The sequence below is a fragment of the Actinopolymorpha sp. B9G3 genome, from assembly GCF_040120725.1.
Classification (GTDB): domain Bacteria; phylum Actinomycetota; class Actinomycetes; order Propionibacteriales; family Actinopolymorphaceae; genus Thermasporomyces.
On record NZ_JBEEAB010000020.1, the window covers coordinates 1 to 26,984 of the forward strand.

The 26,984-nt window shown below is 68.0% G+C and carries 24 protein-coding genes; 17 read left to right on the top strand and 7 right to left on the bottom strand.

Annotated features, from left to right (window positions below):
- The first annotated feature begins 240 nt into the window (after nt 1-240).
- Complete coding sequence (locus tag ABNF93_RS27050; protein WP_349331013.1) at nt 241-4,062, top strand: ABC transporter ATP-binding protein; 3,822 nt, start codon at nt 241-243, stop codon at nt 4,060-4,062.
- A gap of 70 nt (nt 4,063-4,132) precedes the next feature.
- A complete protein-coding gene (locus ABNF93_RS27055; protein ID WP_349331014.1) occupies nt 4,133-4,786 on the top strand; it encodes a hypothetical protein in 654 nt (217 codons plus the stop codon).
- A 52-nt stretch (nt 4,787-4,838) separates the two neighbouring features.
- On the opposite strand, the gene ABNF93_RS27060 is transcribed toward ABNF93_RS27055, so the two are convergent.
- Nucleotides 4,839-7,655, bottom strand: coding sequence for an AfsR/SARP family transcriptional regulator (locus ABNF93_RS27060; RefSeq protein ID WP_349331015.1), 2,817 nt, complete (start codon nt 7,653-7,655; stop codon nt 4,839-4,841).
- Between the two features lie 243 nt (nt 7,656-7,898).
- Here ABNF93_RS27060 and ABNF93_RS27065 point away from each other — a divergent pair, with 243 nt between their 5' ends.
- Complete coding sequence (locus ABNF93_RS27065; RefSeq protein ID WP_349331016.1) at nt 7,899-9,020, top strand: hypothetical protein; 1,122 nt, start codon at nt 7,899-7,901, stop codon at nt 9,018-9,020.
- A gap of 26 nt (nt 9,021-9,046) precedes the next feature.
- Here ABNF93_RS27065 and ABNF93_RS27070 read toward each other — a convergent pair whose 3' ends face one another.
- Complete coding sequence (locus tag ABNF93_RS27070) at nt 9,047-10,174, bottom strand: hypothetical protein (RefSeq protein WP_349331017.1); 1,128 nt, start codon at nt 10,172-10,174, stop codon at nt 9,047-9,049.
- Between the two features lie 445 nt (nt 10,175-10,619).
- Between ABNF93_RS27070 and ABNF93_RS27075 the strand changes: the two genes are divergently transcribed.
- From ABNF93_RS27075 to ABNF93_RS27085, 3 genes are all read left to right on the top strand, one after another.
- Nucleotides 10,620-11,141 carry a DinB family protein gene (locus ABNF93_RS27075; protein WP_349331018.1) on the top strand — a complete coding sequence of 174 codons (522 nt, stop codon included), beginning with the start codon at nt 10,620-10,622 and terminating at the stop codon, nt 11,139-11,141.
- A gap of 93 nt (nt 11,142-11,234) precedes the next feature.
- A complete protein-coding gene (locus tag ABNF93_RS27080; RefSeq protein ID WP_349331019.1) occupies nt 11,235-12,443 on the top strand; it encodes a winged helix-turn-helix domain-containing protein in 1,209 nt (402 codons plus the stop codon).
- A gap of 309 nt (nt 12,444-12,752) precedes the next feature.
- A complete protein-coding gene (locus ABNF93_RS27085; RefSeq protein WP_349331020.1) occupies nt 12,753-14,042 on the top strand; it encodes an ArsB/NhaD family transporter in 1,290 nt (429 codons plus the stop codon).
- Here the strand turns inward: ABNF93_RS27085 and ABNF93_RS27090 are convergent.
- Complete coding sequence (locus ABNF93_RS27090) at nt 14,030-15,223, bottom strand: MFS transporter (RefSeq protein ID WP_349331021.1); 1,194 nt, start codon at nt 15,221-15,223, stop codon at nt 14,030-14,032. The genes ABNF93_RS27085 and ABNF93_RS27090 overlap by 13 nt on opposite strands.
- Nucleotides 15,224-15,325: 102 nt before the next feature.
- Between ABNF93_RS27090 and ABNF93_RS27095 the strand changes: the two genes are divergently transcribed.
- From ABNF93_RS27095 to ABNF93_RS27140, 10 genes are all read left to right on the top strand, one after another.
- On the top strand, nt 15,326-15,955 hold the full coding sequence (locus ABNF93_RS27095; protein WP_349331022.1) for a nucleoside/nucleotide kinase family protein: 630 nt from the start codon (nt 15,326-15,328) through the stop codon (nt 15,953-15,955).
- A 240-nt stretch (nt 15,956-16,195) separates the two neighbouring features.
- Nucleotides 16,196-16,522 carry a gas vesicle protein GvpO gene (gene gvpO, locus ABNF93_RS27100; protein WP_349331023.1) on the top strand — a complete coding sequence of 109 codons (327 nt, stop codon included), beginning with the start codon at nt 16,196-16,198 and terminating at the stop codon, nt 16,520-16,522.
- Nucleotides 16,523-16,560: 38 nt separating this feature from the next.
- The gene (locus ABNF93_RS27105) at nt 16,561-16,926 is read left to right on the top strand and encodes a gas vesicle protein (protein WP_349331121.1); all 366 of its coding nucleotides are present in this window, start codon (nt 16,561-16,563) and stop codon (nt 16,924-16,926) included.
- The gene (locus tag ABNF93_RS27110) at nt 16,919-18,106 is read left to right on the top strand and encodes a GvpL/GvpF family gas vesicle protein (protein ID WP_349331024.1); all 1,188 of its coding nucleotides are present in this window, start codon (nt 16,919-16,921) and stop codon (nt 18,104-18,106) included. Before ABNF93_RS27105 ends, ABNF93_RS27110 begins: the two co-directional genes overlap by 8 nt.
- The gene (gene gvpJ / locus ABNF93_RS27115; protein ID WP_349331025.1) at nt 18,103-18,909 is read left to right on the top strand and encodes a gas vesicle protein GvpJ; all 807 of its coding nucleotides are present in this window, start codon (nt 18,103-18,105) and stop codon (nt 18,907-18,909) included. The genes ABNF93_RS27110 and gvpJ overlap by 4 nt, the downstream gene beginning before the upstream one ends.
- Nucleotides 18,906-19,349 carry a gas vesicle structural protein GvpA gene (locus ABNF93_RS27120; protein ID WP_502877630.1) on the top strand — a complete coding sequence of 148 codons (444 nt, stop codon included), beginning with the start codon at nt 18,906-18,908 and terminating at the stop codon, nt 19,347-19,349. The genes gvpJ and ABNF93_RS27120 overlap by 4 nt, the downstream gene beginning before the upstream one ends.
- Nucleotides 19,342-20,097 carry a GvpL/GvpF family gas vesicle protein gene (locus tag ABNF93_RS27125; protein WP_349331026.1) on the top strand — a complete coding sequence of 252 codons (756 nt, stop codon included), beginning with the start codon at nt 19,342-19,344 and terminating at the stop codon, nt 20,095-20,097. Before ABNF93_RS27120 ends, ABNF93_RS27125 begins: the two co-directional genes overlap by 8 nt.
- A gap of 7 nt (nt 20,098-20,104) precedes the next feature.
- Nucleotides 20,105-20,350 (top strand): gas vesicle protein GvpG, encoded by a 246-nt coding sequence (locus tag ABNF93_RS27130; RefSeq protein WP_349331027.1) that lies wholly within the window; start codon nt 20,105-20,107, stop codon nt 20,348-20,350.
- A gap of 28 nt (nt 20,351-20,378) precedes the next feature.
- A complete protein-coding gene (locus ABNF93_RS27135; RefSeq protein WP_349331028.1) occupies nt 20,379-20,990 on the top strand; it encodes a hypothetical protein in 612 nt (203 codons plus the stop codon).
- Between the two features lie 20 nt (nt 20,991-21,010).
- Entirely contained in the window at nt 21,011-22,099 is a 1,089-nt protein-coding gene (locus tag ABNF93_RS27140) for an SRPBCC family protein (protein ID WP_349331029.1), read from the top strand.
- Between the two features lie 19 nt (nt 22,100-22,118).
- Here the strand turns inward: ABNF93_RS27140 and ABNF93_RS27145 are convergent, their stop codons facing one another.
- Together ABNF93_RS27145 and ABNF93_RS27150 are read right to left on the bottom strand one after the other, a co-directional pair.
- Nucleotides 22,119-23,144 carry a VIT1/CCC1 transporter family protein gene (locus ABNF93_RS27145; RefSeq protein WP_349331030.1) on the bottom strand — a complete coding sequence of 342 codons (1,026 nt, stop codon included), beginning with the start codon at nt 23,142-23,144 and terminating at the stop codon, nt 22,119-22,121.
- A gap of 123 nt (nt 23,145-23,267) precedes the next feature.
- Nucleotides 23,268-24,605, bottom strand: coding sequence for an Nramp family divalent metal transporter (locus ABNF93_RS27150; protein WP_349331031.1), 1,338 nt, complete (start codon nt 24,603-24,605; stop codon nt 23,268-23,270).
- 242 nt (nt 24,606-24,847) lie between these two features.
- On the opposite strand from ABNF93_RS27150, the gene ABNF93_RS27155 reads away from it, so the two are divergent.
- Entirely contained in the window at nt 24,848-25,348 is a 501-nt protein-coding gene (locus tag ABNF93_RS27155; protein ID WP_349331032.1) for a GAF domain-containing protein, read from the top strand.
- Nucleotides 25,349-25,409: 61 nt separating this feature from the next.
- Here ABNF93_RS27155 and ABNF93_RS27160 read toward each other — a convergent pair whose 3' ends face one another.
- Together ABNF93_RS27160 and ABNF93_RS27165 are read right to left on the bottom strand one after the other, a co-directional pair.
- Nucleotides 25,410-25,904, bottom strand: coding sequence for an NUDIX domain-containing protein (locus tag ABNF93_RS27160; RefSeq protein WP_349331033.1), 495 nt, complete (start codon nt 25,902-25,904; stop codon nt 25,410-25,412).
- A 53-nt stretch (nt 25,905-25,957) separates the two neighbouring features.
- Nucleotides 25,958-26,872 (bottom strand): helix-turn-helix domain-containing protein, encoded by a 915-nt coding sequence (locus ABNF93_RS27165; RefSeq protein ID WP_349331034.1) that lies wholly within the window; start codon nt 26,870-26,872, stop codon nt 25,958-25,960.
- Nucleotides 26,873-26,984: the final 112 nt, after the last annotated feature.

The window sequence follows — 26,984 nt, forward strand, 5'->3', positions numbered from 1 at the left end:
CTGCCGCGGCTGCTCCGGCAGCAACGGCTCCAGCCGCTGCCACTCCTCATCAGTCAAGTCATGACGATCAAACACACCAATGATCTATCGAACTTCGACCACCAAGATCTACGGGACACGCCCTAGTGTGGGCGCGCCGACGACACCGGGTGAGACGACACAGGGTGAGACGGCATTGCGGGAGCCTGCGGACGCCGTTCTGCTGCGTACGCGGGAAATCGAAGTGGGGGGAGACAAATCATGGGATGGATCCGTCGGCTCACCGGCTACTGCTGGCGGTCGCGCCGCGCGGTGTTGCTGGGCCTGGTCGGCTCGCTCGGCGTGACCGCGATCGCCGTGCTGACGCCCTTGGTCGTGCGGCAGGTGGTCGACGAGGTCATCCTGGCCGAACGACAGCCGCTCGCTCCATGGTTGGGCCTGCTCATCCTCGCCGGCGTGGGACGTGGAGTGTTCGCCTTTCTCCGCCGGTGGTACGTCGGCAACGTCCAGTACGGCCTCGAGTACGACCTGCGGATGGATCTGTTCAGGTCCCTGCAGCATCTCGACGGCGCCCAGCAGGACCGGCTACGCACCGGACAGGTCGTGAGCCGGTCGGCGTCGGACGTCACACTGGTCGAACGGCTCATGTCGATGGTTCCGCTGCTCCTGGCGAGCGCGGTGCAGTTCGTCGCAGCGCTGGTCATCATGGCCGTGCTGTCGCCGATCCTGACGAGCGTGGCGTTGCTGATCACACCGATCGTGATCTTCGTGACCAGACGCGGCAACAGTGTCTTCTTCCCCGCGACCTGGGACCAGGCGCAGCGCCGGGGTGAGGTGGCCGGGGTCGTCGAAGCGGCCGTGTCGGGCGTCCGCGTCGTCAAGGGTTTCGGTCAGGAACATCGCGAACAGCGCAAGCTCGAACGCGCCGCGACCGATGTGTACGCCGCCGGCATCCGGGTCAACCGGCTGGTCGCGCTGTACATGCCGTTCTTCCGTGGGATGCCGGCGTTGGGCCAGGTCGGCATCCTGGCGGTGGGTGGCTACCTCGCCCTGCGCGGTGACATCTCGCTCGGGACCTTCATGGCGTTCGCCGCCTACCTGGGCTCGATGATCGGTCCGTTGATGATGTTGACCGGCCAGATCACCCAGGCGCAGACCACCAAGGCGGCGGCGATCCGGATCTTCGAGATCATCGACGCCCGGCCGACGATCACGGACGCGCCGAATGCCGGCGACGCGCCTGCGGGCGCGGTCCCGATCGAGTTCGACCGCGTGACCTTCGGCTACGACCCGGACAACCCGGTGCTGCGCGACGTGTCACTGCGGGTCGACCCCGGCGAGACGCTCGCGCTGGTGGGCGGAGCGGGCTCGGGCAAGTCCACGGCCGCCATGCTCCTGGCGAGGTTCTACGACCCGTGGAGCGGCTCCGTCCGGCTCGGTGGTCAGGACATCCGCCGGCTGTCGATGAGCTCGCTGCGCGGGCGTATGGGCATGGTCTTCGAGGACAGCTTCCTGTTCTCCGACACGATCCGCGCCAACATCGCGTTCGGTCGTCCGGACGCCACCGACGACGACGTGAGAGCGGCGGCCCGGGCCGCGGAGGCGGACCGGTTCGTCCGCGCCCTGGACGACGGCTACGACACGGTGGTCGGCGAGCGCGGCCTCACCCTGTCCGGCGGGCAGCGACAACGGATCGCACTGGCGCGGGCGATCCTGGCCGACCCGCACGTCCTTGTGCTCGACGACGCCACCTCGGCGGTCGACGCGGGAGTCGAGGCCGAGATCCATGCCACGTTGCGACAGGTGATGCAGGGACGGACGACGATCCTCATCGCCCACCGGCGCAGCACCCTGCAGTTGGCCGACCGGATCGCGGTGTTCCACCATGGCGAGGTCCTCGACGTCGGGACCCACGAGGAACTGGTCGGACGCTGCGCGCGCTACCGCCTGCTGCTCACCGGCCATGACGACGAAACCGATGGTGTCGTACTGGACGCCGCACTGGATGGTGTCGGCCGAGCCGACGATCAGCTGCGGCCGGACGCCGAGCAGACGACGCCGGCGCACACACCGGAGCTGTGGTCCAACCCGCCGGCGGAGGACCTGGTGGGAGTCGGAGCGCTGGGCCAGGCGACGCTGCCGCCCGACCAGCAGGCGAAGGTCGCGGCCCTCCCGGCGGTCGAGGCGACGCCCGACGTCGACGTCGACGAGGCCCGACAAGCCGAGCCGACGTTCAGCCTGCGGCACCTCTGGCGCCCCTTCCGTACGGGCATCCTGGTCAGCACGGCGCTGGTGACGGTCGAGGCCGCGCTCGGCCTCGCCGTGCCGTGGCTGACCCGCGCGGGCGTCGACCAGGGTGTCACCCAGGGCGCCGCCGACGTGTTGTTCGGCATGTCAGGGCTCGCGCTCGTGACCGTGGCCGCCGGGTGGCTCGTCACCATGGCGAACGTCGGGACCGTCGGGCGAAACGGCGAGCGCGTCCTCTACTGGTTGCAGGTGAAGATGTTCGCGCACCTGCAACGCCTCGGACTCGACTTCTACGAGCGGGAGCGGGGCGGTCAGGTGATGACGCGCCTCACGAGCGATGTCGACGCGGTGCGGGCGTTCATCCAGGGCAGCCTCGGCATGGTCGTCGTCGCGGCGCTGACCTTCGTCGGCGTCCTGGGCGTGATGGTCCAGATCAGTCCGCCCCTGACCCTGGCGACCGTGGCGCTCCTGCCCGCCTTCGCCGTCGCCGTCGCCGTCTACCGGAAGGTGTCGACCAAGGCCTACGACGAGGCGCGTGACCAGCTGAGCTCCGTCAACGCCAACTTCCAGGAGAACATCGCGGGGATCCGCGTCGCGCAGGCGTACGGCCGTGAGGGTCGGAACATCGAGATCTTCGACGACCTGGCGACGGGGTTGCTGGCGCGGCGTCGCCGCTCCCAGATCCACCTGGCGTGGTTCTTCTCCGTCACCGAACTCGCCTACGAGGTCGCGGCCGCGATCGTGCTCGGCGTCGGTGCCGGGTTGGTCGCGGCAGGAGAGCTGACTGTCGGCGGGATCATCGCCTTTCTGCTGTACGTCACGATGCTGTTCTCACCGATCCAGCAGTTCTCGCAGGTCGTCGACGGCTACCAGCGGGCCAAGGTCGGGCTGCGCCGGATCGGAGAGTTGCTGCGTACGCCGACGTCGACCCCGCTGCCCACCGAGCCGGTAGCGCTCGGCCGGATCGCCGGTCAGATCGAGTTCGACCAGGTCCGGTTCAGCTATGCGATCCGCGACGCGGACCCTGCCGATGGTGACCCTGCCGACGGGGACCCTGCCGATGGTGACCCTGCCGACGGGGGCTCTGGCGACGGGGACCCGGCTGATGCGAGGAGCCGCCTGGTCGAGGCACTTCGCCATGTCGACCTGCGCGTCGAACCAGGCGAAACCGTCGCGATCGTGGGCGAGACCGGCGCCGGAAAGTCGACGATGGTCAAGCTGGTCGCGCGGTTCTACGACCCGACGGCAGGCGCAGTACGCATCGACGGGCAGGACCTGCGCGACCTCGACCTGCAGGCGTACCGGCAGCGGCTCGGGGTCGTCCCGCAGGAGGCGTACCTCTTCGACGGCTCGGTTCGGGACGTCATCGCCTACGGAAGGCCGGACGCCGCACCGGCGGAGGTCGAGCGCGCCGCCCGCGCCGTCGGAGCCCACGAGATGATCGCGACGTTGAAGCACGGCTACCTGCACCCGGTGGGCGAACGCGGGCACAGCCTGTCGGCCGGACAGCGGCAGCTCCTCGCCCTCGCGCGGGCCGAGCTGACCGATCCGGCGATCCTGTTGCTGGACGAGGCGACGGCCTCCCTCGACATCGCCACCGAGGCGGCGGTGTCGGCGGCGACCCAGCGGCTCGCCTCCCGGCGTACGACGCTCGTCATCGCGCACCGGCTCACGACTGCCCAGGCGGCGGACCGGATCGTGGTGGTCGACGACGGCGTGATCGTGGAGTCCGGTACGCACGACGAACTGGTCGCCGCCGACGGCCGTTACGCCGACCTCTGGCACACCTTCTCCGGCGACGCCGACGACAGGGTCGTACGGACTGCACCCGTCTGACGGCGGACGGGCCACCCGCTGATGCTGATCTGAATCCACAATGAGGCCGGCCGTCGGTAGAAGTACGCGAATGGTCCACCCCCCTCACCAGCCCCACGGGCCGGGACAGCAGCAACCCGGTGGCCAGCAACCCGGTGGCCACCGGCACCCGGGCTTCCAGACCGGCCAGGACGGCCACGGTCATGCGGGCGGCCCCTCGCAGCGGAAGCGCACTGGTGCGGTCGTCGCGGTTGTGGCCAGCGTGGTGGGGCTGCTCGCTGGGCTCGGCGTCGCCGGGTTCGTCGAACCCGGCTTCTTCCTCAGCGACGGAAAGGCCCCCGTCGTCGGCGGCGCGGCTGACCCGACCACGACGCCGAAGGAGAACGTGCAGCACTCCGCCAGCGGCTCCGACGGTCCGAGCGCGGGCAGTGACCTGCCGACGCCCCACGACGGCGCCGAGGGGCAGGCACTCATCCGGACGTTCCTCGACAAGACGAATGCCGGGGACGCCGCCGGAGCGATGCGTCTGCTCTGCGCGGACAGTGACAGCCAGGTCGAGCTCGCCAGCGCCATCCAGGGCAAGGCGAACCTCGAGATCAACACCGCTGGACAGGTGCTGAGCAAATCCGACTTCGCCGCTGCCGACCTGAAGGGCACGGTCAACGGCGAGCCAGTCTCCGTGGGACGGATCAGCGCGTTCTACCAGGACGGCGGGTGGTGCGTCTTCACCTTCTACACGGCCTGAACCTTCACGACCTGAGCCGTCAAGGTCAGGCCGGGTGTTGCGTACGGAGAAATCAGTGGGGCAAGGCGTCGAGCAGTGCGCGGACCTGCGCGGCGTCGGGATGGTCGATCTGGTCGAGGATCGTCAACGACTGCCGCCACGCGGCCCCAGCGGCGCTCGGCTCCCCGGCGGCAAGGTGGGCGTCACCGAGCCGGCGGAGCGTGTCAGCTTCGGAGTAGCGCACCTCGAGCTCTCGAGTCAGTCGAAGGGAGGTCTGATAGCAGGTGATGGCGTCGGTGTGGTTGCCGCTCCGGTGGTGCGCGAGGCCGATGCTGTCCCACGTGTTCGCCTCGCCGCTCCGGTTGCCCAGCTCCTGGTGCAGGGTGAGCGCCTGCCGGCAGTGCACCAGGGCCTCGTGCGTGTTGCCGAGTTCCAGGTGGTCCCAGCCGACCGCGTTGAGCGCCCTGGCTTCGAGGACCCGGTCGCCCGCGGCCCGCGCGAACGCGAGGGACTGTTCGGAGTGGTGGAGCGCCTCGGTTCCGGCGTCCTGTTGCTCGAAGAGAAGGGAGAGATGCCAGTGGACGTCAGCCTTGCCGGCGGGGTCGTCCAATCGGTCGAAAAGGTCGAGAGCGCTCACGAGATGGGCACGTGACTCCTCCGTGTGGCCGAGGAGCGCTTTGACCGAGCCAAGATTGCGGTGGGCCATGGTCTGCGCGGGAGAGTCGCCGACCCGCACTGCGGCCTCGAGGGCAGCCTGCTGGGTGATCCTCCAGTCGTGCCAGTACCCCCGGCGGTAGCAGAACTCGGCAACCGTCCAGGCGATCTGCCAGGCGTGGACGTCGAAACCGTGGTCGCCGGCGACGCCCACGGAGGCGAGCAGGACCTCACGTTCGGCGGTGAACCACTCCATCGCCTGCTCGTGACCGTCGAGAGTGTCGACCGTGACGCCGGACAGGGGTGGTGTGGGGGTGAGGGGTTTGCGGTGCGGATTGAGCAGCGTGGCCGCGGCGTGACCGGTGTGGACGTGGTGATCGAGCAGCCGGTGCATGGCGGCGCGTCGTTCCGTGGTGGAGTCGTGGGTGTCGGCGAGCTCCGCGGCGTACGCGCGGAGCAGGTCGTGGAACCTGTACCGGCGGCCGCGGTGTTCGGTGAGCAGGTGCGCACGACAAAGCTCGGCCAGCAGCGGTTGGACGAGATGTCTCGACAGTGCGGAGAGGCTCGCCGCCGCCGATGTCGAGATGTCCGGGCCCGCATGCAGGGCGAGCAGCCGGAACAGCCGTGCCGCCGGCGGGCTGAGCGTGCGGTAGGACCAGGAGAACACCGCCCGCGCGTCCGTGGTCGGGTCGCCGATGGTGAGTGTGTCCAGGCTCGACCGGGACTCGCGGATGTCAGATGCCAGGGCGCGAAGGGGTGAGTCGCGCTGAGTGGCGGCCCGTGCGGCGACCACCGCCAGGGCGAGCGGCAGGCGTACGCACCGGGTGATGATCTCGTCCGTCGGCTCCGGCTCGGCGTCGATCCGATCGGTCCCGAGCCGAAAGGCCAGCAGGTCCCGCGCCTCGTCCGTGGTCAGGAGGTCGAGGGTCAGCTGGTGGGCGGCGACGCCGGCGACGAGGCCGGTGAGCTGGTCGCGACTCGTGATCAGGGTGAGGCAACCGGGCGTGCCCGGCAACAGGGCGCGGACCTGGTCCGCGTCGCGTGCGTTGTCGAGTAGCACGAGCATGCGTTTGTCGGCCAGCAGCGAGCGATACAGCGCGGCCTGGGCGTCCAGCTCGGAGGGAACCCGGTGGGGCGGTATGTCGAGACCTTCCAGGAACCCGCGGATCGCATCCGCCGGCGTCATGGCCTGGCCGGACGCATGGTAGCCGCGCAGGTTGACGTAGAGCTGGCCGTCGGGGAACCGCGCGGCCACGCGGTGTGCCCAGTGCAACGCCAGCGAGGTCTTGCCGACGCCGGCGGTGCCGGCGATCACGGCGACCGCCGCGTTCGCGGCCTCGCCGTTCAGGTCGGTGAGCAGGTTGTCCAATGCCTTCAGCTCGAAGGCACGGCCGACGAACCCGTCCACGCGGGCGGGCAGTTGCCGTGGTGCGACGTGCGGCGCGGCCGGGGCGTCGCCGGGCGCGATCGGGGCGACCGGCCCGACCGGCGTCCCTGCCAGCAGGTCGGCGTGGATCTGCCGGAGCTCCGGTCCCGGTTCGGTACCCAGTTCGTCGGCGAGGCGTACGCGGATCCTTTCGTACTGCTCGAGTGCCTCGGCCTGTCGACCGCAGCGGTCGAGGGTGGTGAGCAACCGGACCCACAACGGTTCCCGCAACGGGTGGCGCGCCGTCAGCTCACTCAGCTCTCCGATCAGGTCACGGTGTCGGCCAACGGCGAGATCCACGTCGATCCGCCGCTCGATCGCGACCAGGCACTGCTCGACGAGTCGCGGTGCCTGGGTGTGCACCAGCCAGTCCGAACGCACGCCGTCGAACGGGCTGCCACGCCACAGGGCCAGCGCCTCCTCCAGCAGGGTTCTCTCGGTGGACGTGTCAGGCGCTCGCCCCGCGGCGTCCAGCAGCCGCATGAGCCGGAGCGTGTCCACGCTGTCCGGATCGGTGCGCAGGACATAGCCGTTCGCGGTGCGGCCGATGTGGTCTTTGCCGAGCACGGCGCGGAGTCTCGTGACGTATGTCTGCGCAGCCCGCCGGGCGTTGTCCGGCTGGTCGTCGTCCCACAGCGCGGTCGCGAGTCGCTCGGTGGAGACCGGCTGGCCCGCCGACATGGCCAGGACCGCCAGGACGGTCCGGAGGCGGCCGGTGGTGAGCGTGACCTGCTGGCCGTCGAGCAGCACCTCGAAGGGTCCCAGCAGCCTGACCGTCAGCACGCCGTCAGCCCGATCGTCACTGCGCACGGCACGGCCCCCTTCGCGACGACCGGCTCGTCGGCGCCCGCAAGGCCCGGATCGTCGCAGCCCACCCGTGGCGCCGCCGACTCATTGTGCCAGGTCAGCTGGGCAACCACGGTCGGCCGTCGCCCCCGTCGTCGGCACAGCACATGAAGCTGAAATGAAGCAGGCGCTTGCCACACTGTCGCAGGCAGGACAGCCCGCACCCTGCCGCCTTGGCATGTGGTGGATTTCGTACTGGCAGGGGTTATGTCTCATCAGCTGTCGCCCGACGGTAAGTGGGTCTGGGATGGTCACCAGTGGCGGCCGAGGCCGAAATGGTGGCGACGTCCCGGCTGGGTGGTGTTGGTCGCGGGCCTCGTCGCCTGCCTCGTCGTCGCCACCTTTGCCGTGCCTGTGGCCAGCTACCTGATCCGGGTGAACGGGTCCGGCGCTCCTGCCGCGGAGCCCGCTGCCACCCAGACCGGATCACCGGAGCGGTCGCGACAACCTCGCCAGCAGGTGCCTGAGACGATCCGGCCGGGCGAAGAAGTGACGAAGGAGCGGTTGGCACAGGTGTCGCCATCCGAGTTCTACTGGGAACTGCTGGAACGCCAGATGACTCGGCCCATCAGCCTGATCACGAGCACCTACTTCGCCAAACCTCAGGACTTCGAGCAACACAAGTCGTACTACGTCAATCAGCTGGGCATCGATCGCCGTACCGGCGAGTTCACCGCTGCCAAGACTTCCTACCAGGAAGGCCGTACGTCGACGATGAACCGGTGCGTCGACGGCAAGTACTACTACTGGAGCAGCTACGACGAGGAGTGGTCCCACCTCCAGTCCAGTGACCAGGACTGTGCGGAGATCCCTACGCTGATGCACTCGGCATCGACCGACGGCGTGGTGACCAGTGGGCTTTCCGGGAAACAGGCAGACAAGGTTGTCGCCGCTCTGCGCGACGAGTTCGACGGCTTCGCCCATCCTGGGAAACCGGTGTTGATCACCATCGACGGAAAGACCTACGTTCGACAGGTGGTCGACTACACGCCACTGAAGCTCGAGGACGGCAGGTACTGGGGAACGATGATCTTCACGCTTGCCTTCGAGGAAACGGGCCTGGATCCGGAGACCTGGCCTTGGTACACAGGGCTTGGCCCTGGTGAGGGTCTGCACGTCGTCTACTACATCGACCCGCACACCCTCCTACCCGTGGCGTCGGTCATGCGGTCGACACCGGTCCTTGATGACCAGGGCAAGGAAAAGGTTCGGTACGACCAGACAATGGCGTTCAACTACCAATTTCCGGCGAAGCTTCCTGAGCAGACACTCAAGGGCGCGAAGCCGCTCACGCTGACGTTGCCCGAAGGGTGGCACATCACGAAGTGAGGCGAGCATGAATGGGCGACCGACCTTCAGGTGGAGAAGTTGAGCCCTCGGACCGTGACGCTGACGCTGTTCGGAAACTCCTCGTGCGCCCCTGCACCGGGTTCGAAGTCCACGTGCATTCGCTGGAAGTCGGCGCGGTGCACTTTGGCGTCGCTGATGCTCTGCAGAAACCACTGACGCGCCTGGTCGGTCATGCCGCCCATGGAGTGGTCGGTGCTCTGGAGCAGGAACGCGACGAGATCCTCGTACTGCTTGTCCGAAAGGCCGGCGCCGAAGCCGACGCTGGCGCTGATCTCGGTGGCTTGGCGGCCCTTGCAGATCAGTTCGTACTTCTCGCCCCGCCCGAGGCACGGGTCGATGGCGAAGATGGTGTAGACGGCGTCCGGAACCCGTCGCTGACACTTCAGCGCCTGGAGTTTTCGGTCGAGAGTGCAGCGGAAGCCCTGACCCGTGTAGTGCTCCCGGGTTTCGACGATCCCGGCCTCGGTGTCGCCGGAGGGAATCACGCGAGGTTTCGCGCCGTGTGCGACCAGCTCGAGCTGATAGGCATCCCGAGGCTCGGAAACGAACAGCGCCGAGGTTCCCCACGAAAGCCGCGACGAGCTGTGCGTGCCGGGGGTGTCTGGTGCCCTGTCCTTGTCGCGACCATCCACGATCGCGCGCGCCTCGCCGGCCTTCAGGATCGTGCCGTCGAGTGCCTCGACCGTCGTACGGAAGAGTTTCAACGACGCTGCCGGATTGTCGAAGTAGTCGATGCTGAGATCGACCACGGCGACCGAGCCGTCGGGGGCGGTCTGGATCCGGGCTGTCTGCTCGTCGAGGCTGCTCGAGCCCGGTTCGAGATAGCAGCTGTGCACGACAACTGGTTCCGTCAGCGACTCGTAGCACGCATAGCCCGCGCTGGTCAGTGCCGCGGTCACGCTCCTGAGTTCGCGCAGGGTCGGTGTGGGCTTGGTGGTGGGTGAGTGGGCGGGCTCGGAAGCGGTGGCTTTCCGATCTGGCCGGTCGGCGCTTCCGCCGGTGATGCTCTCCTCGCCCGAGCGGAGGATGCGGTCCAGAGCTGCCGACGCCCCGCCGAGGGCGAGAGAGCCCACGACGATCGCGGCGAGGACGATCAACGCGTGCTTCCTCGGGTTTACTCCGTCCGTACGCATGACGGCTGCCTCCGCTGGAGTGTCACTGGTGTCGTTTCGCCCCCCGGACGCGGCGCAGTCCCGGTCCGGAAGCGTGCGGTGTCTCGGTGTCTCCCGGGGTGCCAGCACCTGGAGGCGGGCGTCGGCACGACCGTACGGACCTGCTGCGTCAAACCTGCTTCAGCTCAGCGTCGGTGGGCCGGGGAGGTCGGGCGTGAGATGCGGCCCGCATCCGTCGGCAGGGACGGCGGACCTTGACACCAACCATCCGCGGGCGAGCTGAAACGCCATGGTGTCTCACAGTGGTTGTTCCTGGTCGGGTTCAGCCTGAAGGACGCCTACTTCGGGTGGGGGTTCTTGCTGCCCGGCGTGCCAAACGGGGTGACACCGGAGTCGTGCCGACGTGGTTTGACGCGGCACGTGCTCGGCGTCTTGGATGGTGCGGGACCATGAGGGGGAGGGATCGGTGTCGATCAAGCATCTTCGTCCGTCCGGAGCCGCCGACGAACGTAGCCAGCTGACCGGATGGCTCGACCTGCAACGTGCCGGCGTACGGATGAAGTGCGAGGGCCTGTCCGAAGCGGACGCACATCGTGCCGTCCTTCCGTCGTCGCCGCTCATGACGATGGCCGGCATCGTGGCGCATCTGCGCTGGGTGGAGTACTCCTGGTTCCACCTCGATCTGCTCGGCGAACCCGACACGGGCCAGACGCCTTGGCGCGACGACGGCGACCCTGACGCCGAGATGCGGGTCGACGGCCGGAAGCTTGCGGACCTGCTCGACGAGTACGACGAGGAGTGCGCGCGCTCACGGGCGATCACCGCGAGCCACACCCTCGACGATCTCGAGAAAGGGCAGCACGGCGGCGACAATCCCGCCTCCCTGCGGTGGATCCTGCACCACATGATCGAGGAGACCGCGCGTCACCTCGGCCACATGGACGCGATCCGCGAGATCCTCGACGGCCGGACCGGCTACCTGGGCTGAGCCGGCGCAGGGAGTTCGGCGATCGCCTGGGGTGTCGGTGGGCGGTTCTAGGCTGTCGTCCGCATCCCCTCTCCGGCCAGGGCAGGTTGCCTCGTGCGTACGTCGACTCCCCTCTCGGCTGCGGCCGCGCGGCGGATCGCCCTGGCCGCACAGGGGTTTCTCGATCCGCGACCGGCCGGCAGAGTCGACGCCCGGCACATCAAGCGGGTGATGAACCGGGTCGGCTACCTCCAGCTCGATGCGTTGAACGTGCTGTGCCGGATGCACTACGCGACTCTGTTCGGTCGCCTCGGGCCCTACCCACGAAGGCTCCTGGATCGCCTCGCCTGGGGTGATGGACGACAGCGCGCGTTGTTCGAGTACTGGGGAAACGCCGCGACCCTGCTACCGGTGTCGATGCACCCACTCTTTCGTTGGCGGATGAAGCGTGCGGCGGAGCAGGAGTGGTCGGGCAGCGCCCGGATCGCTCAGCTGCCGGCGGGCTACGTCCGCGAGGTCCTCGCCGTTGTCGCGGAGCGTGGACCGATCAGTGCCGGTGAGATCGGTACGGAGGGGCGTCGCCCCGGCGGCGGTGGGATGTTCAACTGGAGCCACGCGAAGGTCGCGCTGGAGTGGCTCTTCATCACCGGCCAGGTGAGCATCGCCGCCCGCCCCCACTTCACCCGGATGTACGACCTCACCGAGCGCGTGCTGCCACCAGAGGTGTTGGCGATGCCGACGCCCACCGAGGAAGACGCCCAACGCGAGCTCATCCGGTTGGCGGCCCGGGCACTCGGCGTCGCCACTGCGGCCGACCTGCGTAACCACTGGTTCCTGCCGGCCAGCGAGTCGAAGGTCCTCGTCGCCTCGCTGGTTGAGGCGGGGGAGCTGCTGCCCGTGCGGGTGGAGGGCTGGCGCGGGCCGGCGTACGTCTGGCACCAGGCACGGATACCGCGCCGGGTCCACGTCCGTACCCTGCTGTCGCCGTTCGACCCGGTGTTCGGTGGGCAGTTGCGGTGCCCGCGCCTGTTCCAGTTCGACCACCACATCGAGTTCTACAAACCGAAGGAAAAGCGGGTCTACGGATACTTCGTCCTCCCGTTCCTCCTCGGTGACCGCCCGGTCGGTCGGGTCGATCTCAGGGCCGACCGCACCGGGTCCGCCCTGGTGGTCCAGGCCGCACACGCCGAAGCCGGCGTCGACGAAGCCGAGGTGGCGGCAGAGCTTGCCGTCGAGCTACGGCACATGGCCGACTGGCTCGGCCTCGATCGCATCGTCGTCACAGGACGAGGAAGTCTGGGCTCCGCTCTGGTGGGTTCATGAGCAGGCCGGTGCCCGAATGTCGCTCTCCGCACCGGTCAATCCGCTGTACGTGACTCATGGTCATGGCCTGGCCCCGTGCTCCGGCTGGCCCGGTGCGGGGCGGCGGCCGCGATCTCGGTAGGCTCCCGGCAGGTGTGCCGGGAAGTCTGGTCGGCGGTGCCCATCACCGACCGCCGAGGAGGATCCCCACATGCCTGTTGGCTCGCTGAGCGCCGCCTTCGTGACCAGTAGCCAGACAGCCGGCCAGCCAGCCCCTCAGTCAGGCGCCGCGCCTGTTGTCCGGCGGTGCGCTGAAGGCGAGTTGTCGCGATGACCGGCTGGATCCTGCCGGTCGCGGTCTTCGCCCTCGCGTACGTCCTGATCGTGCACGACCGGTTGCCGCGGACCATGATCGCGCTGGTGGGCGCGGGAATCGTTGCCGCCGCGGGCGTCGTCGGTGCGCACGACCTGTTCTATTCCGAGCACACCGGCATCGACTGGAACGTCATCTTCCTGCTGCTCGGGATGATGATCATCGTCGGTGTGCTGCGGCAGACGGGCGTCTTCGAGTTTCTCGCGATCTGGGCGGCCAAGCGGGCCAGAGGTCAGCCGTACCGGCTGATGGTCCTTCTCTGCGTGCTGACGGCGGGGGCGTCCGCCATGCTGGACAACGTGACCACGGTGCTGCTGGTCGCGCCGGTCACCATCCTCGTGTGCGTACGACTGGGCCTGCGTCCGGTACCGTTTCTGATCGCCGAAGTGCTCGCCTCCAACATCGGAGGTACGGCGACACTGGTCGGCGACCCGCCCAACATCATCATCGCGAGCCGCGGCGGGCTGTCCTACAACGACTTCCTGATTCACCTGGCGCCGTTGGTCGTCGTACTCCTCGCGGTGTTCCTCCTGATGGCGAGAGTGCTGTTCCGTAAGGACTTCGTCGCCGATCCGGCCCGGGTCGCCGAAATGATGGAGCTGAACGAACGGGAGGCCATCGGCGATCCGAAACTCCTCGTCCGCAGCCTGATCGTGCTCACCGCCGTCCTCGCCGGCTTCGTTCTCCATCCGGTGCTGCACATCGAGCCATCGGTCGTTGCCCTGCTGGGTGCTGGCCTGCTGGTACTGGTGAGCCGGCTGCCGACCGGTGAGTACATGGAGGACGTCGAATGGGAGACGCTGCTGTTCTTCGCGGGGCTGTTCATCATGGTGGGTGCACTGGTCAAGGTCGGCGTGATCGACACCATCGCCGACGCCCTCAGTGTCGCCACCGACGGTGAGGCGACCCGCGCCGTTCCGCTGCTGCTGTTCGGGTCGGCGGTCCTGTCGGCGATCATCGACAACATCCCGTTCGTCACGACGATGAGTCCGGTCGTCGCCCAACTGGTAGCGCCCGACGGCCCGCTTGCGGGCGAGACCGTGCTGTGGTGGGCGCTCGCCCTCGGCGCCGACCTTGGCGGCAACGCGACCGCGATCGGGGCCAGCGCCAACGTCGTCGTCCTCGGCATCGCCAAGCGCAACGGGCACCCGATCAGTTTCTGGGAGTTCACGAAGTACGGCCTGGTCGTGGCGGCGGCGACGGTCCTGCTCAGCCTGCCGTACCTCTGGCTGCGCTATCTCATCTGACCGGGCCCGTTGCCGCGTGGGCTCGCGAGTGCCGCGGCCGCGGCGAGGACGCCGGCCGCGATCGAGACGACGAAGCCCGCGCTCGCACCAGCGTGGTCGATGACCTGGCCCGCGACCGCCCCACCCAGGGCGATGCCGCCCACGACGGCGCTGGTCGTCCAGGCGAGCCCTTCGGCGAGGCGGGAGGTCGGAACGGTCTCCGATACCCGCGCCGTGCTCGCGATGAGCGTGGGCGAGATCGTGAACCCCACTCCGAAGACGATCACCGCGAGGACGCCGAGGTGGTTGATGAACGGCAGCGGCAGTATCGCGACCGCAATGGCCACCGTCCCGATGCGGAACCGCGCCGAGGCGGATCTCCGCAACCGCAGGCCGCCGAGGATGGCGGCGGCGAGCATGGAGCCGGTGGCGGTGATGGCGAGGAGTACCCCGGACCACGCCCGCGCGTCCTGCTCGGAGGCGAGGGCGATGACCGAGATGTCGAAGGCCCCGAAGAGGGTCCCGATCCCCACACTCGCCGCCACCACCGGAAGGAGGAGCCGCCACCCGAGCGGCTGCAAGGCGGTTCCGGCCCCGCTCCGACCGTGCGCCGGCGGTTCGGTGCCGCGGAGCGAGGCCAGCAGGAGCGTCCCGACGAACCCGGAGGCCAACGCCACCAGGATTCCGGCGCTCGGGTTGACCGCGGTCGCGAGAAGCGTCACGACGGGTGGGCCGATCATGAACAGCAGCTCGTCCACCACTGCCTCGAGCGCGAACGCGGTCTGTAGCTCCGGCGTGTTGCCGAGCAGGTGGTTCCAGCGGGCTCGTACGTACGATCCGATCGTCGGTGAACTGCCGCCGGCCAGCGCGGCGAGGACGTGGAGGACCGGAACGGGCAGGTCGAGGTCGACCACGACGACGAGCCCGCCGAGCGTCGCCGCGTGGACGAACGCGATCAGCGGAAGCATCCGCCGCTGGCCGTACCGGTCGACCAGCCGGGCCTGCAGTGGCGAGCAGGCCGACCTGGCGATCACGTACGCCGCGGCCACCGAGCCGGCGATGCCGTAGGAGCCCGTCCTGGCCGAGACCAGGATGATGATGCCGAGGGCGACCATCGAGATCGGCAGCCGGCCCAGCAGTCCACTGGCGGAGAACTTCAGCGTTCCAGGAAGGCGAAGGAGCGCGCGATACGGCTCGAGCACACCCGCGACGATATCCGGACGGCAGGTAGCGCAGGTCGAGCGTGGCCGGCGAACGAACTGGCCGCGCGGGATCCGGCCCAGATGGTCGACGAGAATGGGGGCATGCACGTCCGTCCGCTCACCCCTGACCGGCTCGTCGCGGAGGTCGTGGACGCCATCGACGACCGGCCGCGCGACAGCTGGGTTCGGGTGCTTGTCGATGGCAGCCCGCCCACGCGGCCGCGGGAATGGGCCGGCGCGCTGGTCGACCCCCTGCGCACGCGGGGGCGCCCCGTCGTGCAGGTGTCCGCCGAGGACTACCTCCGCCCGGCGTCGCTCCGGTTCGAACGCGGCCGGGACGACCCCGACGTGATGTACGAGGACTGGCTCGACACCGGCGCGCTGGTCCGGGAGGTGTTCGCACCGTTGGCGGCGGGCGGCACCGGGCGCATCCTTCCGGCGCGCCATGATGCGGCGCTCGACCGGGCGTACCGCTCGGAGTATGTCGCCGTTCCACCGGGCGGTGTGGTCCTGGTCAGTGGTTCACTCCTGCTGGGATGTGGCCTGCCCGCCGACCTGAGCGTGCACCTGGCGTTGTCGCCGTCCGCGCTCGCCCGCGGTACGCCAGAGGAGGAGCGGTGGACACTGCCTGCATACGGCCGGTATGAGGTCGAGGCTGAACCGAGCCGGCAGGCCGACGTCGTGGTCCTGCTCGACAATCCGCGCCACCCCGCACTCGTCGAATGCCGGTGAACTTCACCACGCCATAGCGAGGAATTTCCGGAAGAGTCGCCAAGCAAAGACATGTCCGGTCCCCGCGACCGCTTTCCCTATTTTCTCGCTGTCCCGGAGATAGTTAGCGGGAAGCGCCGGTCGAAAGTTCACTACCTGCTGCGTAACGTGGGTCGAAAGAGGTAGAGGAATTCCTCAGGCGCATCGCGGGCGGAAACGTCGAAGCGTACGTCGACGAGCCAACGCGGAAGAGGGCTTGCGATGGCGGACGGACGGAGGCATGACACCGGTCGGGAGCACGAACGTGGACGACGTGGTGGTACGTCTGGTGATCGCAGTCCGGTGACAGTGTCCCGGAAGGCGATGGACCAGCTCTCCATGCTCACCAGTCGTGCGGTCGAAGGCGTCTCCCGCCTGGAACACGACGAGGATGGGTGGCTTTTCCAGGTCGAGATCGTCGAACTCGACCGGATACCTGACTCGACAAGTGTGCTGGCGAGCTATGAGACGCGAACCGACGAGGACGGCAATGTCCTCTCCTATCACCGCACTCGCCGCTATCCGCGTAATCAGGCGGGTGAACTGTGACTGCTCGGCCCGAATACCGCAGAACCGGCACGGCGCCCGTGTCGCGTTCCAACGACTCGTTGGCCGACATTCTTGAAAGGGTGCTCGACAAGGGAGTCGTCATCGCCGGCGACATCATGGTGAATGTTCTCGACATCGAGCTTCTGACGCTCAAGGTACGGCTGTTGATCGCCTCGGTCGACACTGCTCGGGACATGGGGATCGACTGGTGGACCGCCGATCCCTTCCTGACCGGAAACAACCAACTGGAACGGGAAAATCAGGAGCTGAAGAGCCGCATCGAGCAGTTGGAACGCCAGGTGGCGGCGGCCGGCCTGCCCGAGCCGGAGGGGTCGTCGACCGGCGAGCACCGGCAGGTCCGGGCGGCATCGACGCGTCGTGGGAACGGAGCGTCCGATGGGTGATGCTCATCTGACTGGACGGCCGCCCTCCGTGCAGGAGATCGAGTCGCTCGTGGCGGACGCCGATCGGCGTGCCAGGGACCTCGTGTGCGACGAACTCGCCCGTCAGCTCGCCCAGGAGTACCGTGCCGCCGTCGCACAGTGGCTTGCGGCGCGACCTTCCACGGCGCCGCCACCGCAGCGTTCGCCGCCCGCGCCGGCCGCTCCAGCCGCACGGGCCGCTCCAGCCGCGCCAGCCGCGCCGGCCACTCAGGCCGCTCCAGCCGCATCGGCCGCTCCGGCCGCTCCGGGCGAACTCGCGGGCGAGACCGCCTGGTACCTCTACGCCATCGCCAGAAAGGACGACGTGGCAGGCGTGATCGCGGACGGTATCGCCGGCGTCGAAGCGCGACCTGTGCAGTTGGTCACCACGGACGATCTCGCCGCCGTCACCGCCGAGGTTCCCCTCCGCGGGTTCCGCGCCAGCGGCGACGAACCGGACCTCAGCGCGGAAGGCTGGCTGAACAAGTCGGTCCGCGCGCACGAGAACGTGCTGGACCGCGTGTGCCGCCATGCCACCGCGCTGCCGTTCAGGTTCGGCGCGCTCTATCCGAGTCGCGATCATGTGCGTCGCGTACTGCACGCCCGGGCAGACGAAATCCGGTGCGAACTCGACCGCCTCGACGGTGCCGCCGAGTGGGGCGTCAAAGCTCACGCCACGGGTCCGCTGGCCGATGACTCGAGTGCGGAATCCGTTGCGACGGGCGGGCCGGAGGCGCCGGACGGTACGCAATGGATGAGGCGCAGGCAAGCGGCAGCGGAGGCGCGCACGCACTCCCGCGAACTGCGCGCAGAGATGGCGGCCCAGATCGACGATGCACTGTCACCGCATGCCAGAGAGACGGTCATCCGCGCGGCCTCACGGCAGGGAGATTCCGCTGCTCTGGCGTTCGACGCCGTCTATCTCGTACCGCACTCGGCGGAGACCCGTTTCCACGAAGCGTTGGACCTCCTCGGTTCGCGCCACGCGGAGGAGGGCCTGCGCCTGGAGGTCACCGGTCCGTGGCCGCCGTACCACTTCGTATCGATGCGTACGGATGAGCCGGTACCGGTGGAGGAGAAGGCGTCGGGGATCCCCTCCAGGCGAGAGCCCGGAGACGCCGGAGCAACGAAAACACCTACCCGGCAAGGGGTGGTGTCATGAGCGACCGCCGGCTCGCGCTCGACGACGGCTCGCTGGTCGACGTTCTCGACCGGCTCCTCGACGCGGGTGCCTACCTCGACGGGACGGTGCTGCTCACCCTCGCGGGTGTCGACCTGGTGAGACTCGATCTCCGGCTCCTGCTGGCATCGGTCAACACGTTGCGCCCGGACAGTTCCGCCCAGCAGAGCCGACACCTGGCAGCCGGGCAGCGACGCGAAGCGGTTCCCCGCGAGGCAGAGGTCCGCGCCAGCGATGAGGTCCTCGACAGCAACGCACCGTTCCGCGAAATGCCCGCGTCCGTAGGGCCTACGTCCGGTCGGCCTGTGCCCGAAGGGACTGTGCCCGAACGGACTGTGCCCGAACGGACTGTGCCCGAACGGACTGTGCCCGAACGGACTGTGCCCGAACGGACTGTGCCCGAACGGACTGTGCCCGCCATGAACGGCGAAGAGACCGCCTCTCTGATTCGTACCGCGAACGATCTCACCGGTGGCGACTCGTCGGGAAACCGGGCGGAAGGAGACGACAACCGCCAGGCAGGCATCGCCGGGCTCGTCGTCGTTCTCGTCGACATCGTGCGACAGCTTCTGGAACGCCAGGCGTTGCGTCGGATGGATGCCGGCACCCTCACCGAGGCCGAAGTGGAACGGCTTGGCCGGTCATTGATGGCGCTGGAGCAGCAGACGGCGGAACTCACCGACTTCGTTGGTCGGCAACGTCGCCATCCGCCCCCCATTGGTTCGGCCCGGGATCTCGACCTGGGCATGCCGTTGACTGATTCAGGAAGAAGGGCTCACCCATGACTGTCATGCCGCACCAGGGCTCAGGAGGGGTCGGCCGGGGCCACTCGAGCAGCCTGTACGACGTTCTCGAACTCATCCTGGACAAGGGTCTTGTCATCGATGCCTACATCCGGGTGTCGCTCGTGGGCATCGAACTGCTCACCATCGACATCCGGGTCGTCATCGCGAGTGTCGACACCTATCTGCGCTTTGCCGAAGCGGTGAACCGTCTTGATCTCTCCGAGAAGAAACCCCGGCAGCTTCCCGAGTTCGTCGGCGAGCTGTCAGAGCAGGGGGCGAGCGGCAAGACGAAGGGTGCACTGAGCGGAGCCGCCGAGACGTTCACCGAGGCGTTCCGCAAGGGCCGCGGCGGCGGCGAGGACGAAGACGAACGGGAACGTGAGGAGATCCCGCGTCCGCGCGGGAGTAGCCGTGAACGATCGGAGCGGCGCGATGACTGACCCGACCGAACCGCGCGCGACCCGGTCAGAAGCCACGTACGTCTACGGCATCGTCGGCGCCGAACACCCCTGCCACTTTGAGGAGGTCGAGGGTGTCGGCGAACCACCGACAAGGCTGCGCAGGCTGGATGCCGGGCAAGTGGCAGCCGTCGTCAGCGACGCACCCACCGAACTGCGGGCCAAGCGCAGAGACGTGACGGCTCACCAACGCGTCCTTGATGCGATGACCACGCAGGGCACCGTCCTGCCGATGCGGTTCGGTGTGATTGCCCGGGACGAGGAAAGCCTGCGCGAAGAGCTGATCGAGGACGGCGAGGCACACCTCGCCCTGCTCGCCGAGCTCGAGGGTCGGATCGAGATCAACATCAAGGTGTTCTGCGACGAGGACGAGATGGTCCGGGAGGTCGCGACCACCGACCCGACGATCCGCCGCCTCCGCACCCAACCCGCCACGTCGATCGAGGACCGGATCCAACTGGGTGAGTATGTCGCGCAGGCCATCCAGACGCGGTATGACCACATCGGAAAGCACATGTACGAAGCGCTCGAACCGTTGGCCGAGCGGAGTGTTCCGGGTCCGCCGGTCAAGGGGGCCGCCGTCAATGCGAGCTTTCTCGTGGACCGGAACCGAACGGCGGAGTTCGTCGACGCGGTGGATCGGCTCGACGCGTGGCTCGGTCCGGACGTCCGGCTGCAGCGGATCGGCCCGCTACCTCCGTACAGCTTCGTAGGTGCGCAGGAGGGGTGAGCAGCGGATGGGACTGGTGACGGGACTTCTTACCCTTCCGTTGGCACCGGCGCGGGGGATCGGCTGGGTGGCGAGGCGAATCGCCGACGTGGGTGAGGACGAGTACTACGACCCGGCGCGGATCCGAGCCGAGCTTCAGGAACTCTCGCAAGCCCTCGATGACGGCGTGCTCACCCCGGAGGAGTTCGACGAGCGAGAGGACGAACTTCTCGACCTGCTCGAGGAGGCCGACGCACGCGCAGCGGGGGAATAGAAACGAAGCGTCAGGAGGAGGAGCGTTGATGAACACCTCGACGAAGATTGGCGCCGCCGTGGTCGGAGGGTACGTGCTCGGCCGGCGCAAGAAGGCGAAGATGGCTCTCCTGTTGGGATCTGTGCTGGTCGGTAAGCGGCTCAACGTACGTTCCCTCGGCAGGGAGGCGATGGAACGGATCGCGGAGTCAGCGCAGTTCGGCCAGATCCGCGAGGAGATTCGTGGCGAGTTGGTGTCGACGGGGCGCTCGGCCGCGGGTGCGGTGCTCAGCGCACCACTCAACAAACTGGCGGACGGGTTGCATCAGCGGACGTCGAAGCTCACCGGCGCCGAGTCCGAGGAGCCCTCACCGGACGGCAAGTCGAAGCGGTCGGCAGAGGACGAGTCTGAGGACACGGAAGGCCGCGCCGAGCGTGAAGGCGACGAGGGGGATCGCGACGAGCGTGAAGGTGATGAGGGGGATCGCGGCGAGGACCGCGGGCAGCAGGGCGAGGAACGGGAGGACGAGCAGCGCCCGCGGCGGCGCCGTCCACCGACCCAACCAACCCGCCCGAAAACCCGGAGCGCGGCGGACCGCATGTCCCGTACCCGAGGACGTCGTACGCCCGCGGGTGCCGGCTCTCGCGGCGACCGCGACTGAATCCGAATGAGGGGGACGACATGAGCGAGACAGCGGCCAAGGGGAAACGTGGTCAAGCCAACCTGTCCGACATCGGCGACGGGGTACGCAAGGCCGCGGCGAAGAACCCGGCGACTCAGCGACTGCTCGACGAAGGTCAGCAGTACGTCTCCGCGAAGGCGCAGCGGATGATTCAGGGTCTCGGCGGCAAGATCGGAGGGATGACGCGTGGGCTCTCCGATGTGGCTGAGGGCAAGGCGAGTCCCGGCGGTCTGCTCGCGGGAACGTTGAAGGAGACCCTCGGTGGTGCGTCACCTGGAAAGGCGATGGCGAAGGCCGGCGTGAAAAGTGTGGGGGAGAAGGTGAAGTCCATGTTCAAGGGCGGCGGCAAAGGCGGCGGATCCGGGCGGAAGTCGATGAACATCGTCGAGGACCTCAACGTCGGCGTCCCCCTGAGAGTGGCGTACAACCACTGGACGCAGTTCGACCAGTTCCCGCGCTGGTCCAAGGGTGCTCAGAGCGTCGACGTGGACGAGGGGGACCGTACGCAGAGCAACTGGAAGGCGAAGGTCGCCTGGTCCAACCGGAGCTGGAAGGCCACGATCACCGAGCAGATACCCGACGAACGCATCACCTGGCGGACGGAGGGCCAGACGGAAGTCAACGGGACGGTCAGTTTCCACCCCCTCGAGGACGAGCTCACCAAGATCCTTGTCGTGCTCGAGTACACTCCGCACGGATTCTTCGAGAAGACCGCCAACCTCTGGCGGGCACCAGGTCGACGAGCACGCCTGGACCTCAAACTCTTCCGTCGCTACGCGATGATGCAGGCCGAGGAAGAGGATGCCGACAACGGCTGGCGTGGCGAGGTCCGCGACGGCGAGATAGTCCGCGACCACGACGAGGTCGTCAAGGCGGAGAAGGAACGCGAGGGTGGCGAAGAGCCGGAAGGTGAAGGCGAGGAGCGCGAGGAGCCGACCGGCGAGGAGGAACGTGAGGAAAGGGAACCTCGCGCCGAGGAAGAGGAGGAGCAAGAGGGCGAGGAAGAGCCGGACGAGAAGCGTCGGGCACGTCCACCGCGGCAGCGGCGCTCAGAAGAGCGTAGGAGCAAGGAAAAGGCCCGGCGGTAGGCCGCTCGATCCGACTCGTTCAGCCGACAATCGTGCCGAACGCCAGGCCCAGCAGATAGGTCGCTGTCGCCGCGGTGACTCCGATCGCCAACTGGCGCAGGGCGCGTCGCAGTGGGGACGCGCCCGACAGCACCCCGACCGTCGCGCCCGCGATCATCAGCGCGACACCGGTGAGTACCCCGGCGACGAGCACGGCCGTCAGTTCCTGCATTCCGAGCAGGAACGGGAGCACCGGTATGAACGCGCCGACGGCGAAGAAGACGAAACTCGAGATCGCTGCACCGAGGCCACTTCCCACGACATCGGTGCCGTCGATTCCCGCACGGGTCGGCGGTGCCGGCCCAACGGACTGGCGATGCAACACCGCGTCCGCCCGGCGCTCCGCTTCGTCGGCGGGGATACCCCTGGCCCGGTAGACGAGGGCGAGCTCATTGGCGTCGACGTCGAGCTGTGCCACGGAGATCCTTGCCTGGTCGTCGGGTCGCGACGCGGCCAGAAGCTCACGCTGGGAACTCACCGAGATGTACTCGCCGGCGGCCATCGACAGCGCGCCCGCGAGCAGCCCGGCGAGTCCTGCGAGCAGGACGCTCCGGCTGCTCGCACCGCCGCCGATCACGCCGAGGACAAGGGAGATGTTGCTCACCAGGCCGTCGTTGGCTCCGAAGACCGAGGCGCGCAACGTGCCGGACAGTCTGGCCCGCCCCCGGGCGGCAAGACCCCGGACGACCTCGGCGTGGATCCGTTCGTCGGCCGCCATCGCCGCCGGGACATCGGCGTCGGCCGCATAGCGCCACCGGCTCTCCGCATGCTGCATGAGGACCAGGACGAACAGCCAGCCGAACCGCCGCGCGAGGTGGGCCAGCAGCCGCATCCTGGGTGAGCCACGTTGGGGCGGGCCGACGTCCTCGCCGAGGAGGCGTTCCCAGTAGGCCGCGTGGCGTGTTTCGGCGTCTGCCAGACCGAGCAGGATCTGGCGTTCCTCACCGTCGCTGCGGCCGGCCAGCTCACGGTAGACCCTGGCTTCCTCCCTTTCGTCAGCCAGCATGCGGCGCCACCGGCGAAGTGTCGCAGGCGAGCGGCCGGCCGGAGACCGAGGAGTGCCATCGCCCATGAGGCGCATCCTGCTCGAAACGCCAGAACACTGTACGCCGTTCAGGCAAAATGGTCCTCAGCCGAAGAAACTCCTGATCGTGCCGAACGTCGCCCACAGGCCGATGGCGCCGATGAGCAGCAAAGCCAGCGTCTCCCACCACTTGTTGACGTACGCAGCCATCATGAACCGGCGACTGCTGGTGAGGATGATGATCCCGACGATGATGATCGGCCCGGTCAACGCCTGGAGGGCCTGACCGGCGATCGTCAACACGACGAAGTTCGGCGCCATCGGCAACGAGAACAGCAACGGCAGGCAGAGGAGCACACCGATCTGGAGCCACCGGAACCCGGGTATGCGTTCCAGGTCATCCGCGGGGTCCGACACCCGAGGGAACGTGTGGCGAACGCCGTCGAGCAACACCTTGGTGAAGCCGTACGAATATGCGGGAAACGAGTTGAAGGTCACGAAGAACAGCCCCAGCCACAGCAGAACCGGCCCTGGCGCGCCGATTCCCAGGTGCATCATCTGGGCCAGGTCGTTCTCGTCCTGGATGCTGAAGTCACGGCCCTGCAGGGTTTCCGCCGCCATGATCCAGACGGCGAGGTTGATGATGACCATGGCCACGATGCCGATGAGCAGGTCGACGATCTGCAGCTTGCGGTACTCCGGACGGTTCCAGCCCTTGTCGCGCAGGAAGTACGGATAGAGGAGGTTGGCGGCCGATCCGCCGACGGCGCCGATGATCGCGGCCACGATGACGATTGACCGGAAGCCTCCCGCGTCCTCGGGAACCTGGAAGACCAATCCACGCAGCAGCTCCATGGCGTCGAATCCGCGCAGCGCAACGATGATCATGAATGTCACGAGCAGCGCGACCACGGACAGCCGGGCCAGGAGTTCGAGCACCTTGTACTGGCGTCCGGCCAGGAGCATCGCGGTCGTCAGCCCGACCAGCAGAATGGCGACGACGAAGACGCCCCATCCCGAGTCGCCCGGGCGTCCGGCCAGGTTGTAGAGAGCAGCGGCGGCGCCCTTGATGATGTAGGTCTGGACGATGAAGCCGACGACGAAGGCGACCGCGCCCATGAGGATCGGCAGGCCACGCCAGAGGCGGCGGAAGCCGGCCATGATCGAGTCGCTTTCCTCGTTGTTGGCGAGGATGTATTTCCCGATCGCCGAAACGAAGAAGTACCGCGCGACCAGGGATATGACGAGCGCCCAGATCAGGGCGTAGCCATAGTCCGCGCCGGAGACGGAGGCCGTCACGAGGTCACCGGCACTGAGCCAGGCCATCGCCACCAGCAGGCCGGGGCCGGTGAACTGTACGTATCCCTTGAAACCCTTGGGAATCGACGGGCCCTCGGGAACCGACGGGCTCGACGGCCCGGCCGACGTTTCCTCTGCTGCCATGTGACGCAAACCCTTCACTTGGCGTTCGCGATCTCCATCGATCCGGTGACTTCCGTGCCGGCGTTGCCGTCCGAGGAGAGTCTTTCGCTTTCGTGGTGGGGCAAATGTGCGTTCTGCGGCGTCCCCACGCTGCCCGCACCGAGGGCGGGGCGTCAAGGGTTGCGGTCCGATTCCGGACGACCCGCAGGTGAGGGTTATTGTCGGAAGCGATGGTGGGTTCAGCTTGTGAGGCAGGGTTCGTGATGACCGAGAGTGTGGTGCTCCTCGACCATGTCGCCCGTCAGCTCGATGCGGCAGAGCGTCTCGAGGATGTTCAACAGATCGTGAAGGTGTCCGCGCGCAGGGCTGCCCGCGCACAGGGAGCCACATTTGTTCTCCTTGAATCGGACATGTGCTACTACGCCGACGAGGACGCGATGAGTCCTCTGTGGAAGGGGCAGCGCTTCCCCGTCACCGACTGCATCAGCGGTTGGGCGATGCTGGCCAAGGAGACCGCGATCGTTCCTGACACCGAGAAGGATGAGCGGATTCCGCAGGAGGCCTACCGGCCGACCTTCGTGCGCAGCATGCTCATTACTCCGATCCTGATGCCGGCGCCGGTCGGCGCGATCGGTGTCTACTGGGCGCGGGTGGGGTGGCCGACGAGCCACGTGGTCAGTGCGGTGGAGCGGCTCGCCAACCTCACGGCGGAGGCGCTCGTGCGGTTCCCAGAGGGGATGCCTGACCCCGGCTTCATGCGGTAACGCACGAAAGCACCGGCCTGCACCACTTGCCGCAAACCTCCAAGGAGCCAACCGGGTCGGTTCACCTCACCGGATAGCCGTCATCCAGGTAGACCGCTGTCGCATCGTCGCGAGCGCGCATCGCTGCCGACACCCGGCGCCAGAGATGCGCCGGGAGCAACTCAGCGGCTTCGGCGGGTGTGAAGAAGCCAAAGCGATGCAGTTCCTCTGCGGGAAGCCGGATCCGAGCGATCTCGTCGTCGGACAGCACCCCGCCGTCGAACACCACTCCGAAGCCTTCCAACGGGATCTCGTCGCGGGCGGGCTCCCAGTCGGCGGCCAACAGTGCGCCCAGCTTCGTGGAGAGTCCGAGCTCCTCCTCGATCTCCCGGCATGCCGCGACGTACGGGGTCTCGTTCGCTTCCACGACTCCGCCGGGATAGTCCCAGCCCGGGGTATAGGTGGGCTCGACGAGCAGTACCCGGCCATCCTTGTCGAAGAACAAGGCGCCGGCGGCCATCCGCTTCTTCGGAAGTCTTGCCGTCCAATGGTCGCTCGTCTGCTCCACCTCGGACATGCCCCCGAATCTAGTGGGCCCGGCGGCGGACGAGGCGTTGCGCGCCATGGGTGTCAGGCATGCTGGGTGATCCACCGAATGGGATCGCCGCTGTCCAGGTCGGTGAAGCCCGCATCGTGCAGCGCGCCAGCCGCGAGCGTGCGGCGATGGGCGGCGAAGGTCAGGACGTGGGCGATGACGGCGCCGAACGTGTAGACCTCCACCCGGTCACCGGGGCACACGATCGCCTCGTCAAGGCGACCTTGCGCGCAGGTCTCGCGTACCTGCGCAAGAAACTCCGGGCCCACGTCGGCCAGGCGGGTACGCATGTGTGGGATGCTCTCGCCGCGTTCGACGGCGAAGTCGTACGCCCGTCCCTGTATCGCGGCACTCCACATCTCCAGTTGACCGACGAGCCGCGACAGCAGCGACCGCAGGGACGGCTCGTCGTCGACGCCCTCAACCGAGATCTCGATCGGTGCGTCCAGTTGGTCGTCGCGGAGCGTTTCGGCACGGGTCAGCATCTCCCCGAGCAGCCAGATGTGATGTTCGACCATGCGGACAAGGAGGTCCATGGCACTCACCTTCGTCTGAGCCGGCAGCCGCAGGCTGTCGGATGGATGGAAATGCACGCCGTTGGGCGCCTCGATCCGGATCCGGGTGGGGCTCTTGCGCCAGTGGGCGGGTGGCGATCCGTACGCCCTGGCAAAGGCCCGGGTGAACGACTCATGGGTGGAGTACCCCGCCTCCACGGCGACGTCGAGCACTGTCCGGGCCGTGGTCACCAGGTGGTAGGCCGCGCGTTCCAGCAGCACGCGTCGGCGTAGCCGCGCCGGCGGCTCCCCGGCGGCCGCCGCGATCACCCGGTCAAGGTGGAATCGCGACAGGTGCATCCGATCCGCCAGGTCGGCACCGGTCGCCTCGTGATCGTCCAGCGCCTCCGTCAGGACGTCGAGGAACGCCGCGAACACGTCCGGCCGGGAACCCATGACCCCATCCTGCCGAGTGGATCGACCGCCGGCTTGACCGAATTTGCTGTCAGGCGCTTGTGGGGCGCTTGACGCGAACCTGCCTTGGATGAGGGGCACCTGCCGCGAGCCT

What these genes read in the sequence shown, in the direction of transcription:
- ABNF93_RS27050 (WP_349331013.1), top strand. Translation starts at nt 241, where the DNA reads ATGGGATGGATCCGTCGGCTCACCGGCTACTGCTGGCGGTCGCGCCGC.
- ABNF93_RS27055 (WP_349331014.1), top strand. Translation starts at nt 4,133, where the DNA reads ATGGTCCACCCCCCTCACCAGCCCCACGGGCCGGGACAGCAGCAACCC.
- ABNF93_RS27065 (WP_349331016.1), top strand. Translation starts at nt 7,899, where the DNA reads ATGTCTCATCAGCTGTCGCCCGACGGTAAGTGGGTCTGGGATGGTCAC.
- ABNF93_RS27070 (WP_349331017.1), bottom strand. Translation starts at nt 10,174, where the DNA reads ATGCGTACGGACGGAGTAAACCCGAGGAAGCACGCGTTGATCGTCCTC.
- ABNF93_RS27085 (WP_349331020.1), top strand. Translation starts at nt 12,753, where the DNA reads ATGACCGGCTGGATCCTGCCGGTCGCGGTCTTCGCCCTCGCGTACGTC.
- ABNF93_RS27095 (WP_349331022.1), top strand. Translation starts at nt 15,326, where the DNA reads ATGCACGTCCGTCCGCTCACCCCTGACCGGCTCGTCGCGGAGGTCGTG.
- gvpO (WP_349331023.1), top strand. Translation starts at nt 16,196, where the DNA reads ATGGCGGACGGACGGAGGCATGACACCGGTCGGGAGCACGAACGTGGA.
- ABNF93_RS27110 (WP_349331024.1), top strand. Translation starts at nt 16,919, where the DNA reads ATGGGTGATGCTCATCTGACTGGACGGCCGCCCTCCGTGCAGGAGATC.
- gvpJ (WP_349331025.1), top strand. Translation starts at nt 18,103, where the DNA reads ATGAGCGACCGCCGGCTCGCGCTCGACGACGGCTCGCTGGTCGACGTT.
- ABNF93_RS27120 (WP_502877630.1), top strand. Translation starts at nt 18,906, where the DNA reads ATGACTGTCATGCCGCACCAGGGCTCAGGAGGGGTCGGCCGGGGCCAC.
- ABNF93_RS27125 (WP_349331026.1), top strand. Translation starts at nt 19,342, where the DNA reads ATGACTGACCCGACCGAACCGCGCGCGACCCGGTCAGAAGCCACGTAC.
- ABNF93_RS27130 (WP_349331027.1), top strand. Translation starts at nt 20,105, where the DNA reads ATGGGACTGGTGACGGGACTTCTTACCCTTCCGTTGGCACCGGCGCGG.
- ABNF93_RS27135 (WP_349331028.1), top strand. Translation starts at nt 20,379, where the DNA reads ATGAACACCTCGACGAAGATTGGCGCCGCCGTGGTCGGAGGGTACGTG.
- ABNF93_RS27140 (WP_349331029.1), top strand. Translation starts at nt 21,011, where the DNA reads ATGAGCGAGACAGCGGCCAAGGGGAAACGTGGTCAAGCCAACCTGTCC.
- ABNF93_RS27145 (WP_349331030.1), bottom strand. Translation starts at nt 23,144, where the DNA reads ATGCTGGCTGACGAAAGGGAGGAAGCCAGGGTCTACCGTGAGCTGGCC.
- ABNF93_RS27150 (WP_349331031.1), bottom strand. Translation starts at nt 24,605, where the DNA reads ATGGCAGCAGAGGAAACGTCGGCCGGGCCGTCGAGCCCGTCGGTTCCC.
- ABNF93_RS27155 (WP_349331032.1), top strand. Translation starts at nt 24,848, where the DNA reads ATGACCGAGAGTGTGGTGCTCCTCGACCATGTCGCCCGTCAGCTCGAT.
- ABNF93_RS27160 (WP_349331033.1), bottom strand. Translation starts at nt 25,904, where the DNA reads ATGTCCGAGGTGGAGCAGACGAGCGACCATTGGACGGCAAGACTTCCG.
- ABNF93_RS27165 (WP_349331034.1), bottom strand. Translation starts at nt 26,872, where the DNA reads ATGGGTTCCCGGCCGGACGTGTTCGCGGCGTTCCTCGACGTCCTGACG.